Genomic DNA, 12498 nt, shown 5'->3' on the forward strand with positions numbered 1-12498 from the left:
AATGCGGCAGGATGCGTATCAACATCAAACAATTTTACTGTTACCGTAAATCCTTTGCCGACAATAACGTTGGGCGCAACTACGGCGGTCTGTACAAGTTCGAATGCGCAGAGTACAACATTGCCTTACAGTGGAGTTGCAAATTCGCCAACAACTTATAGTATAACCTGGAACGCGTCTCCTGCAAATAATTTTGTAGCGGTTATCGATGCAGTTTTAGGTGCTAGCCCAATAAACATTGCAGTTCCAGCTGGAACATCTGCAGGCACCTATACAGGAATCTTAACGGTAAAAAATGCTGATGGATGTATTTCGGCACCAAGTAATTTTACAGTGACGGTGAATCCATTGCCGTCAATCACACTTGGAACAGCGAGTGCGGTCTGTTTTAATGCTTCAGCCCAAACTTCGAGTTTAAGCTATAGCGCCTCAACAAACTCGCCGACTTCTTACAGCATTGTCTGGAATGCTACTCCAGCAAATAGTTTTACAGATATTACAGATGCAGCTTTAACCGCCAGTCCTATAAGCATTGCAGTTCCGGCTGGGACTGCAGTAGGAACTTATACAGGAATATTAACAGTAAAAAATGCGAATGGCTGTATTTCTACAGCAAGTAATTTCACAATAACAGTTAATCAAGCTCCAACAATTACTACATCAGGAAATTTAACTCCTGTTTGTCAAAATACATCAGCGCAAACAGCTTCTTTACCATATTCCGCAACAAGTGGTACACCAATTAGCTATTCAATTGATTGGGCTGTGTTAAATGATCAAGGGACTACCGTTTTTTCTTTTGATCCTGCTGGCGGAATTATCAATACTATTAATGTTCCTGCAAACACTGCCGTTGGAACTTACAGCGGTGTAATGACAATTTTTACATCAAACGGCTGTCAAACAACACAAGCAATTTCTTTGACTATTAACGGTCTTCCAACTATAAACACATCAGGAGTCTTTACTCCAGTTTGTCAAAGTTTATCAGCTCAAACCACTACTTTGAGTTATAGTTCAACCACAGGTTCTCCAATTAATTATGCTATTGACTGGGTTGCCTTAACAGATCAAGGAACTACACCATTTCCTTTTAGTTCGGGATCAGGAGACATTATAAATGTAAATGTGCCAGCAAATACAGCCTCAGGAACTTACAACGGAATAATGATCATTACAACTTCAGGCGGTTGTCAAGCAAGTCAAAATGTTTCTTTAACAGTAAATGCGGTTGCAGCTGCGCCAACAGCTTCTGTAACTCAATTGCCAACCTGTGTAAATAATACAGGTGTAATTACAGTCACTTCTCCAGCTTCAGGAACTGGATATACTTATAGTGTAGACGGAGTAGATTTTAGTAATACTTCTGGAGTATTTACAGGACTATCTTCTGGCGGTTACAGTGTACAAGTAAGAAATAGTACATCAGGCTGTATATCAGCAGCAACACCGATTATGATAAATGCTTTTGTTACTAAAGCATGGAATGGAAGTGTTGATGCCAATTGGGGAAATCCAGCAAATTGGACGCCCGCAAGTGTTCCTATTGCTTCTGATTGTGTAGATATTCCAAACGTAGGGGTTCATCCTGTTATCTCTGGAACTAATGCCAATTTTTTTGTCAGCAGATTAACAGTTGAGAATAATGGGTCTCTCGTTGTACAAGGCACAAATTCAATTACTGTAACAAATGAAGTAAATGTACTGGGTAATGGAAGTTTAATTTTTGAAAACAATTCAAGCTTAGTTCAAATTAATGATGTAGATAATACAGGAAATATTACTTACAAAAGAAATACAACACCAGTAAGACGTTATGATGTTACGTATTGGTCTTCGCCAGTAACTCGTGTGCCAGCTTTTACGTTACATGATTTATCGCCGAACACGCTTTGGGATAAATATCATAAATTCAATTCTGCAACTGAAAAATGGATACTAATTAGTAATGGCGCAGAAGAAATGGTGAAAGGAAATGGCTATAGTATTAGATCTCCTCAGTTCTATGATTTGAATTCGACTCAAATTTTCGGAGGCCAATTTATTGGAGTGCCAAATAACGGAACGATTATAGGACCGTCAGCTATAGCTGAAAAATTAGTTTTTCTAGGGAATCCATATCCTTCAGCAATGTATGCAGATCAATTTATTCATGACAATGCAGATCGTCTTTATGGGACATTGTATTTTTGGACACATAATAGCCCTCCTACTTTAATTCCAGGAACCAATACCTTTACTTACACTAGCAGCGACTTTGCTTATTATAATTTATCTGGAAATATAGAAGTAGGTCAAATGGAAGGAACAGGAGCAACAACTCCAGGAAATCAAAATGCCCCATCGGGATATATTGCTGCAGGACAAGGTTTTTTTGCTAAATCAAGAACAGGGCAGAATCCTGTATATACAAATTCGATGAGAGTAGCTAGTAATAATACTCAGTTTTATAAATCTGCCAGTACAGCTCTTATTGAAAAACATCGCGTATGGCTGAATTTTACAAATACAGAAGGAGCTTTTAAACAATTACTAATTGGATATGTAACGGGAGCAACAAATTCTTTTGATTATAATTATGATGCAGTTACACTGAATGCAAATCCTTATGTTGATTTCTATAGTATAAATGAAGATAAAAAACTTGTCATTCAAGGTCGTGCAGTGCCTTTTGTTGTGAGCGATACAGTTCCTTTAGGATATAAGTCTACTATTCCAGAAGGTAATTTCACAATTGCAATAGATCATACAGATGGAAATTTAAGCACTCAGAATATTTATCTGCAAGATAATGTAACAAATACGATTCATAATCTTAAAACAGGAGGTTATACGTTTAGGTCAGCACCGGGAACTTTTCTTAATCGTTTTGTTTTACGTTATACAAATGGTGATGATGATAAAGCGCTTGGCAATGAAGATTTTGAAAATCAAAACCAAAAAATTGTTGTTTCTGTTAAAGATAAAAATATCAAACTGCAATCTATTTCTGAACAAGAAAATCTTCAAGAAGTCACTATTTATGACATGGGAGGAAAACAGCTATATCTTAAAAAACAAATAGGAAGTAAAGAGTGGGTTATAACCAATTTTCAATCGGGACCTCAAGTTTTGCTCATCAAAATGACTTTAGATAACGGAAAAACAGTTACTCAAAAAATAGTATTCAGGTAAAATAAAAAAAGCGGTTGAGGGAAATCTCAACCGCTTTCTTATTAAAGTGCACGCTGTAAATTTTGATGTGTATCTTTAAGAGCTTTTTTGTTTTTATAGTCAATCCATTTTTGACCTTGAATTTTTCGCATCATAATATCAAAATGGCGCATAATAAAAACATTGTATGCCGCTTTAGATAAATTGACTATGTTTTTTGGAAAAGAGCGAAGACTCATCGAAAATCCTGGTGTTAAATATTTCATATAGTGCCAGTATCCTTCAGGCATGTATAGCATTTCACCATGCTTCAGGTTAGTAATATAGCCTTCAACATTTTTAAGTGCAGGAAATTTTTCGTAATCAGGATTATCAAAATCAATGTCTTCTCTTGAAATTAAAGCGTGAGGCACTTTATACATAAATTTCGACTGGCTAGGAGGAAAAATCATGCATTGTTTTTCGCCATGGAAATGAAAATGAAGAATGTTTGAATAATCAATATCATAGTGCATAAAAACCTTCGAATTTTCTCCTCCAAAAAACAGCATCGGCATCTGCTTGACTAATTTTAAGCCAATATCGGGCCATAAGAAGTCGTTTTTTAAAGAAGGAACCTCTTTCATGAGATTATAAAGGAAAATACGGTAATTAGTAGGCTTTTCTTCTAATAAGTCAATATAATCACTCATCTTCATTGTGGTATGCGCCTCGTTAAATCCGTCTTCATGATTTACAGGTCTGTCATCGTACAAAGGAACGATTGAATTTCCTGCGATTTCTTTTATATAAGATAATTTCCATTTGTTATAAGCTGGCCAGTCTTCGGTCAATTCTTCGATAACAACAGGAATTTGTTTTTTTACATATTGGGAAACAAAATCTGCTTTAGAGATTTTTTTAACCCTTTCTATTTGTTTTAACTTCATTCTATTAAATAAAAAATTGCTTATAGCTCTGAGCTACAAGCAATTTAAAAAAAAATGTTGAAATTTGCGAACTCTTTAGACTAATTTTTTAATCTAATCGATTTCAAAATCAATCAGCTGCATATTTGTTATTCCAATACAGCATCATCATTAAAGTTACTATTACAGAAGAAGCGATTCCTTCAAACAATAGACAGATACAATAAGTTGGTACTGATGGATTTCCTCCGAACATAAATGTTTCAGATAAAGTTCTAACATAAGCATCTCCGCCTCGGGCGTAACTATAAACTAATAAGCCAAAAACACTCATGCATACACCAACCACAGAAGTCGTCATTGCAGAAATGGCATTAGATAAAAAATTGGTTTCCCCTTCATGGAGATTCATCTGCATGGTCCTATTAACACCGTAGAATATAAAGAAAACGTTAAGTGTTCTCAAATAAAACAAATCGGCCAACCCCAATACATTCATTAATAAAAAATAAATGCCAATTCCGAGGAAAATCAAAAACCCGTTGGTAATTTCTTTAGGTAGTTTCATAGTGGTTATTTTTTAGAAGTTAATAGTAAATGTTTGAAAAACAGTCTTCTATCAAATTTACTAAAAAAATAGCTACGATGATTTAAAAACGGTAAAAACTATGCAGTCTGGTTTTTTAAAGAAGAGTTTATAAAAGCTAAAGAATCGGTTTGATCTTGATTAATCTGAGCTTTTAAAGCATCTAACGAACCAAATTTTTGTTCTTCACGAATATAATGCAGTAAAGAAACTTCAATCTTCTGATCGTAAATGTCTTTGTCAAAATTGAACAAATGGACTTCAATAGTCTGTTTTTCACCATTAACTGTCGGATTGAAACCAATATTCATCATACCGTAAATAGTTTCTTCGTTTACAACAGCTCTTACAACGTAAACACCAATTTTCGGTATTAGTTTATAATCTTCTTCAATGTGAATGTTTGCTGTTGGAAAACCAATTGTTCTTCCAAGCTGTTTTCCTTTTACAACTTTTCCGTTCAAGAAATAGCTATAACCTAAATATTCATTGGCCAAAGCCATATTGCCTTCATTTAAGGCTTTCCTAATTTTGGTCGAGCTCACCGAAACGTCTTGGATTTCTTCAGCAGAAATCTGCTCTACTTCAAATCCGTATTCTAATCCAAAAGCAATTAAATCATCAATATTTGCAGTTCTATTGCGGCCAAAACGATGATCATGTCCAATAATAATTTTTTGAATCTGGAATTTTTCAACTAAAATCGTACGAACGAATTCCTCGGCAGTTAATCTTGAAAAACTTTCGTTAAAAGGATGAACAACTAGATTTTCTATACCAGTTGCTTCCAAAAGTTTTATTTTTTCATCAATAGTATTCAGCAATCTTATTTCCGATTTTTCTTGAAGAACCATTCGCGGATGCGGAAAAAAGGTAAGTACTAAACTTTCATATTTTCCGTTTTCAGTATTTTGAGTAATTCGCTCAAGAATTTTTTTATGACCAATATGCACGCCATCAAAGGTTCCAAGAGTTAAAATTGTTTTCTTGGTTGACTGAAAATCGTTTATAGAATGAAAGAGCTTCAAAACAAATTATTTAAGATGCTGCAAATTTATACTATTCTCTTTTAAATTTAATGATATGTTAAATCGAATTTTATTGCATAATCTATCTTTTTGTAAAAATAAGACGACTCGTCGATTAAAAAACAATAATTGCGATATAAATAATATGATTTCAAATTAATTGAAGTAATTTTGATTATATATTTTAAGAGTATGAAAAAACAACTACTTTTTATTTTTTTAATTTTCTGTTCTGCAACAATGAATGCACAAGATGCTTTATGGCAGAAAGTAACTTCTTCATCGCTTTCTCGAAAAGCAGATGGCTTAAGTTCCAATAAATTATATTATAAATTAAATACAAGTCTTCTCAGCTCAAAGTTAGCTTCGGCATCAAATAAAACAGCAAAAAATACTTCATCGGAGATTACTATTCCAAATTCGGATGGAATTTTAGAACGTTTTTCTGTTTGGGAATCTTCTAATTTTGATCCAGAATTACAAGCAAAATATCCAGAAATCAGGTCTTATGAAGGTCGCGGAATAGACGATAAAAATGCGAAAATACATTTTAGCGTTGCTCCCATCGGAATGCAGACTATGGTTTTTAGAACAGCAAAACCAACAGAATATATTGAACAAAATCCAGACAATAAGTCGGAATACGTTTTATTTAAATCGACAGACAATGCAGATTCACGAGCGCTTTTGAATTGTAAAACGATTAATTTGATTTCTGAAAATAAATCTACAGCTACTGCGAGAACAACTTCTAATGCCAAACAATTTAAAACACTTAGATTGGCATTATCGTGTACGGGAGAATATACCGCTTTTTTTGGCGGAACAAAAGCAGGAGCTTTGGCTGGAATGAATGCCACTTTAACTCGAGTAAATGGTATTTTTAATAGAGACCTTGCAGTACAGTTAATTTTAGTTGCAAATAATGACGCTGTTGTTTATACAGACGCTTCTACAGATCCTTATTCTATTCCTAGTATAGGTGCCGCTGATAGTAATCCTACTTGGCCAAAAGAAGTGCAGACAACGTTAACTAGTGTTATTGGCGAAGCCAATTACGACATCGGTCATTTGTTTGGAGGTTCTGGCGGCGGAGGGCTTGCAAGTTGTATTGGCTGTGTATGTGACAGTCCGACTCCTAGCAATTCTATTGGAAAGGGTAGTGCCTATACATCTCCTGCAGATGCGAAACCTCTGGGTGATAACTTTGACATTGATTTTGTTGCTCATGAAATGGGACACCAACTTGGTGCAACGCATACTTATTCGCATGCAAATGAAGGATTTGGAGCGTGTTACGAACCAGGAAGTGGTTCAACCATTATGGGATATGCTGGAATAACAAATTATAATGTTCAGAGTCATTCAGATGATTATTTTGCTTATGCAAGTATTAGTCAAATACAGAGTGTTCTGGCAGGGAAAACTTGTCCAGTATCTATACCTATAACAGATAATAATCCGCCTGTTATAAATGCGGGTTCAGATTATACAATTCCAATTAGTACGCCATTTATTTTGACAGGTACCGGTTCTGATCCTGAAGGAAATTCTATAACTTATACTTGGGAGCAATTTGATAGTGCCACTACAACTTTTGCAGGTAACAGTTTAACGTATCCTACAAAACCAGATGGGCCGATGTTTAGATCTTTACCGCCAACAACTTCGCCTGTTCGTTACATGCCAGCTTTAAGTTCAGTGTTAAATAATCAATTGACGACAAGTTGGGAATCTGTTTCTTCTATTGCAAAAACAATGAATTTTACGCTTACCGGAAGAGACAATGCCGCTTTAGGAAAGGGTCAAACCAATACAGATGCTATGATTGTAACTGTAACTGCCGCAGCTGGACCGTTTGCAGTAACTTCGCAAACAGACGATAATCTGGGGTGGGCAAAAGGATCTGCACAAATGATTACATGGAGTGTGAATAATACGAATACATTGCCAGGATCATCAAACGTAAATATTAAACTATCTGTAGATGGCGGAGTAACATTTCCAATTGTTTTAGCCAGCAATACTCCAAATGATGGTTCTGAAACGATATTAGTTCCAGAAATTGATGCTTCAACCAATTGCAGACTTTTGATAGAACCAGTTAATAATATTTATTATGCTATAAATAGCAAACCATTTGCAGTAGGATATACAGTTTCAACATCTTGTTCATCTTATAATTTTGGTGGCGGATATTCTACCGATGTTAATGTCAATGTAAATAAAACAGTTTCTGTACCTTCTTCGTCTGGATTAGTTTCGGATGTCAATGTTTCTGTAAATGTAACACATGCGAGATTTTCAGATCTGACTATGCAAATCATAAGTCCAAGCGGAACAGTGGTGACTTTATTCAATAAAAACTGTGGAAGTACAAATTCAACTTTTGCTTTACAGTTTGACGATAGCGGAACAGCTTTGAACTGTAATACAACTACTAGCCAAATTGTTATTCCTTCAACAGCTCTAGCTGCTTTTAATGGAGAAAACCCACAAGGAAATTGGACTTTTAGAGTTTTTGATGACAAAGTAGGTTCTCTAGGAACAATAAATTCTGCATCAGTAAATATTTGCACTAAAACCTACACATTAGGAAATGAAGATTTTGAAAATGTCGATTTTGTTGCCTATCCAAATCCAAACAAAGGAACTTTTACAGTACAATTTGAAAGAGATTCAGTAAGCGAGATTAAAGTTTACGTTAATGATATTAATGGAAAATATGTTTACAATAGAACTTTTCAAGGTTCAGGATATTTTATTCAGGATATTCAATTGCCAGATGTGCCTTCAGGCCTTTATTTTGTAACGGTTACTGATGGTAACAGAAAAGAAGTGAAAAAAATATTGGTGAATTAATTTTTGAGCTTCAAAGGTTAATGTGCCATTGCCATACAGAGTATACTAATCTTAACGCCAGGTATTTTCAGTAACGCTTTTGAACATGCTTCAAGTGTTGCTCCTGTTGTAAGTACGTCATCAACAATTAGGAAATGTTTGTTGTGATTAGATTCGCTGAATTTGACATCAAAAATGTTTTCAATATTCTCAGATCTTCCCAAAAGGTTTTTCTTGGATTGCGTTTTGGTATATAATTTTCGGATTAGAATATTTTCTACAAAAGGAATTTCAAAACCCGATGCAATTGCTTTCCCGAAAGTAGTTACCTGATTATAGCCTCGTTCCTTAAATTTTCTTTTATGGAGCGGAACGGGAATGACAGCGTCAAAAGGAATTTCTAATTGAAGTTCCTTTAAATCTTCCGCGTACCAATTTCCTAAAACAGCTCCGATTTCCTGATGCCCTTTATATTTTAAATTATGGATTAATTCCTGAACCATTCCCTTTTTATTAAAATACAAAAAGGCTGATGCAAATTGAATATCAATTTTACCATAGAACTTTTTTACAGCTTCATTTTCGGGGTTTAAATGGTATTGGGTTAGAGGCATCTCATGTCTACAGATGGTACAAAAGACTTTTTCATTCTGAAGCAAAATAGAGTGGCATCCGCTACAGACTTTAGGGAAAAATAGGTTTATTAGATAATTAATCACAAAAAGAGAGATTTTATTTACAAAAGTAACAAAATCAAAGCTTCAATCTTTATAATTTTTCTTTTTTATATAGCTAGTTTTTATATTTTTGCATCACTATGGCAAAACAAGAAGATATATTTAAGAATGTGGTTTCGCACGCAAAAGAGTACGGATTTATTTTTCCGTCAAGCGAAGTTTACGATGGTTTAAGTGCTGTATACGATTACGCACAAAACGGTGTCGAATTAAAAAAGAATATCCGTGAATATTGGTGGAAATCAATGGTTCAGATGAATGAAAATATTGTCGGCCTTGATGCTGCAATATTGATGCATCCAACAACTTGGAAAGCTTCTGGTCACGTTGATGCTTTCAATGATCCATTAATTGATAATAAAGATTCTAAAAAAAGATATAGAGCTGATGTTTTGGTTGAAGATTTTGCAGAAAAAATTCACCAAAAAGCTCAAAAAGAAATCGACAAAGCAAAAGCCCGTTTTGGCGATGCATTCAACGAACAAGAGTTTGTAACTACAAACGCTCGTGTAATTGAATATTTAGCTAAAGAAAAAGAAATCAGAGAGCGTTTAGGGCGTTCTTTGGGAGCTGGAGATTTAGCTGATGTTAAAGCTTTGATCGAAGAGCTTGAAATTGCTGATCCTGAAACTGGTTCTAAAAACTGGACAGAGGTAAAACAATTTAACTTAATGTTCGGAACAAAATTGGGTGCATCTGCTGAAAATGCAATGGATTTATATTTGCGTCCAGAAACAGCTCAAGGTATTTTTGTGAACTTCTTAAACGTTCAGAAATCTGGTCGTATGAAAGTTCCTTTTGGAATTGCTCAAACTGGTAAAGCGTTCAGAAATGAGATTGTGGCTAGACAATTTATTTTCCGTATGCGCGAGTTCGAACAAATGGAAATGCAATTTTTTGTGCGTCCAGGAGAAGAAATGAAATCATACGAGTACTGGAAAGAAACTCGTTTAAAATGGCACTTATCTTTAGGATTAGGAAAAGAAAATTACCGTTTTCATGATCACGAGAAATTAGCACACTACGCAAATGCAGCAGCAGATATCGAATTTAATTTCCCATTCGGATTTAAAGAATTGGAAGGAATTCACTCTCGTACAGATTTTGACTTAAAAGCGCACGAAGAATATTCTGGAAGAAAATTACAATATTTCGATCCTGAATTAAACGAAAACTATGTTCCTTACGTAGTAGAAACTTCAGTAGGTTTAGATCGTATGTTCTTGGCTGTTTTTGCAACTTCATTAAAAGAAGAAATATTAGAAGATGGTTCTACAAGAACAGTTTTAAAATTGCCAGCAGTTTTAGCGCCAACTAAAGCGGCAGTATTGCCATTAGTTAAAAAAGATGGTTTACCAGAAGTGTCAAGAAAAATCATTGAAGATTTGAAATGGGATTTCAATGTGGCTTATGATGAAAAAGATGCTGTAGGGCGTCGTTACAGAAGACAAGATGCTTTAGGAACGCCTTTCTGTATTACAGTAGATCATCAGACACTTGAAGACGAAACGGTAACGATTCGTCATAGAGATACAATGAAACAAGATCGTGTAAAAATTGCTGAATTAAGAGGTATTATCGAAAACGAAGTTTCGATGAAAAACTGGTTAATGAAAATGTAATCTTTACAGTTTATTATAGAAATCCCAAATTCCGTAAAGGAGTTTGGGATTTTTGATTTTAAAAAGCAGGTATTTTATCGGCTTTTTTTGCATTTCATCCTTATGTATTAACATTTGTCTGTAATATGTTAACAATGAATTGCTTAGATTTTTTAATTGCGTAATTTTAAATTTGTATTACGATAAAGACCAATTTTTTTTCTTTACATAGCAATTAAGAGTATTTTTTTGATTATGATTGCGCCGTGAGAAAACCAACAAAACCTGAAATTGAAAAAGTATTCGTATATTATAATTGATGATGATGCTGAGAGTATTTTGAAAACCCAAACAACCGCTTCAGGTTTTTCAGAATTATCTTTTACGGGATCGGCATCAAATTTTCAGGACGGTTTAGAATTGGCTTTAGAAAACAAACCTGATTTGATTTTTTTAGAAATCGAACCCGAAAATATGTCAAGTCATTTGTCTTTGACTTTCATTAGCGAATTGCATCGTTTCTTTCAGGAAATTCCAAAAATTATTATTACTGCAAATACAAAAGACAAAGCCTTTGATGCTATTCAATATGGCGTATTTGACTATCTTCTAAAACCCGTTGCACATATTGATCTGCTGAAAACTGTTTTGAAGCTTAAAAAGGCAAATTTTGAGGTAAAAGCAGCAAGTTCAACAGAAGAACAGACTTCAATTGTAATTGACAATGTCAATAACGTTACAATTCCTCAAAATATCGAAAAGCCATTAACCATTTGCATAAAATCATATGGAGATCATCGATATTTAAATGCCGAAGATATCTGTTATTTTCAAGCCGATAATAACTCGACCGATATTTATTTAAACAATGGTGAAATGATTACGGCGTTTAGAACGTTGAAACATTTTGAAAGTGTTTTGGCGTATCCATTTATCCGTATTCATAACAGTTATGTAATAAATCGAAATTATATTTCAAGGATTCATAGCGGAAACTCAATCTGTTACATAAAAAACTCCACAAAAAAGATTCCCTTTTCTAAAACCTATCGAGCAAATATTGAGCAGATAATTTCCGATTTTGCAGCGGGAAATTATCTAGAAGTCTAAAAATTAGACAATTACATGGATTTGCTATCCATTGACTATCAATTGGGTACGATCTACCACAAACCCAATTTTTCGTATAAATTTTTTTTCAACCTGGTGTTAGTTTTACACTCTGATTCGCAAGTAAACAGCGGATCTTTCTCCAAAAAAATTAAACAAACATTAAAAAACCTCAGGTCATGAAAAAAACAGCTTTAACAATCGGATTATTTTCTTTAGTAGCAGTAGCAACTTCTTTTGCATCAACAGAAGTTCCAACATATTTAGCATCTAATGATTCTATTAAAATTATACCTCCGGTAGATGGTCCATCAACAACTGGTGGTGGTGCAGCAGGCGGAGTTATTAGAAAACATGATTTTCATGGAGTTGCTGAATCATTCCAAAAAAATAGCAATGCAAACTTTGCAAGTGTTAATCAAGTTTTAGGACACGATAAAAAAGTAGACTAAAAGAAATAAAATTATATAATCAAAGCTGCCAAATTTTGGCAGCTTTTTTTGTGTCTATAGTTTTACTATTTTTGATAAAATT

Annotated in this window: 9 protein-coding genes; 5 read left to right on the plus strand and 4 right to left on the minus strand. The window is 34.3% G+C overall.

Going from position 1 to position 12498, the window contains the following annotated elements:
- The coding region (locus tag DMB71_RS09145) for a T9SS sorting signal type C domain-containing protein (RefSeq protein ID WP_111365490.1) at window positions 1-3174 on the plus strand (3174 nt) is incomplete at its 5' end.
- Between the two features lie 41 nt (window positions 3175-3215).
- Here the strand turns inward: DMB71_RS09145 and DMB71_RS09150 are convergent.
- The 3 genes from DMB71_RS09150 to DMB71_RS09160 all read right to left on the minus strand — a co-directional run bounded on the left by DMB71_RS09150 (window position 3216) and on the right by DMB71_RS09160 (window position 5675).
- Complete coding sequence (locus DMB71_RS09150; RefSeq protein WP_111365492.1) at window positions 3216-4082, minus strand: cupin-like domain-containing protein; 867 nt, start codon at window positions 4080-4082, stop codon at window positions 3216-3218.
- 109 nt (window positions 4083-4191) lie between these two features.
- A complete protein-coding gene (locus DMB71_RS09155; protein WP_111365494.1) occupies window positions 4192-4629 on the minus strand; it encodes a hypothetical protein in 438 nt (145 codons plus the stop codon).
- Between the two features lie 98 nt (window positions 4630-4727).
- Window positions 4728-5675 carry a bifunctional riboflavin kinase/FAD synthetase gene (locus DMB71_RS09160; protein WP_111365496.1) on the minus strand — a complete coding sequence of 316 codons (948 nt, stop codon included), beginning with the start codon at window positions 5673-5675 and terminating at the stop codon, window positions 4728-4730.
- Window positions 5676-5867: 192 nt separating this feature from the next.
- On the opposite strand from DMB71_RS09160, the gene DMB71_RS09165 reads away from it, so the two are divergent.
- Window positions 5868-8537, plus strand: coding sequence for a zinc-dependent metalloprotease (locus DMB71_RS09165; RefSeq protein ID WP_111365498.1), 2670 nt, complete (start codon window positions 5868-5870; stop codon window positions 8535-8537).
- A 17-nt stretch (window positions 8538-8554) separates the two neighbouring features.
- Here DMB71_RS09165 and DMB71_RS09170 read toward each other — a convergent pair whose 3' ends face one another.
- The gene (locus DMB71_RS09170) at window positions 8555-9235 is read right to left on the minus strand and encodes a ComF family protein (protein ID WP_239452951.1); all 681 of its coding nucleotides are present in this window, start codon (window positions 9233-9235) and stop codon (window positions 8555-8557) included.
- Window positions 9236-9333: 98 nt separating this feature from the next.
- Here DMB71_RS09170 and DMB71_RS09175 point away from each other — a divergent pair, with 98 nt between their 5' ends.
- The 3 genes from DMB71_RS09175 to DMB71_RS09185 all read left to right on the plus strand — a co-directional run bounded on the left by DMB71_RS09175 (window position 9334) and on the right by DMB71_RS09185 (window position 12416).
- Window positions 9334-10875, plus strand: coding sequence for a glycine--tRNA ligase (locus tag DMB71_RS09175; protein WP_111365502.1), 1542 nt, complete (start codon window positions 9334-9336; stop codon window positions 10873-10875).
- 270 nt (window positions 10876-11145) lie between these two features.
- Window positions 11146-11964 (plus strand): LytR/AlgR family response regulator transcription factor, encoded by an 819-nt coding sequence (locus DMB71_RS09180; RefSeq protein ID WP_111365504.1) that lies wholly within the window; start codon window positions 11146-11148, stop codon window positions 11962-11964.
- A 179-nt stretch (window positions 11965-12143) separates the two neighbouring features.
- A complete protein-coding gene (locus tag DMB71_RS09185; RefSeq protein WP_111365506.1) occupies window positions 12144-12416 on the plus strand; it encodes a hypothetical protein in 273 nt (90 codons plus the stop codon).
- The last annotated feature ends 82 nt before the right edge of the window (window positions 12417-12498 follow it).

It is taken from the genome of Flavobacterium tistrianum, from assembly GCF_003254545.1.
Lineage (GTDB): Bacteria > Bacteroidota > Bacteroidia > Flavobacteriales > Flavobacteriaceae > Flavobacterium > Flavobacterium tistrianum.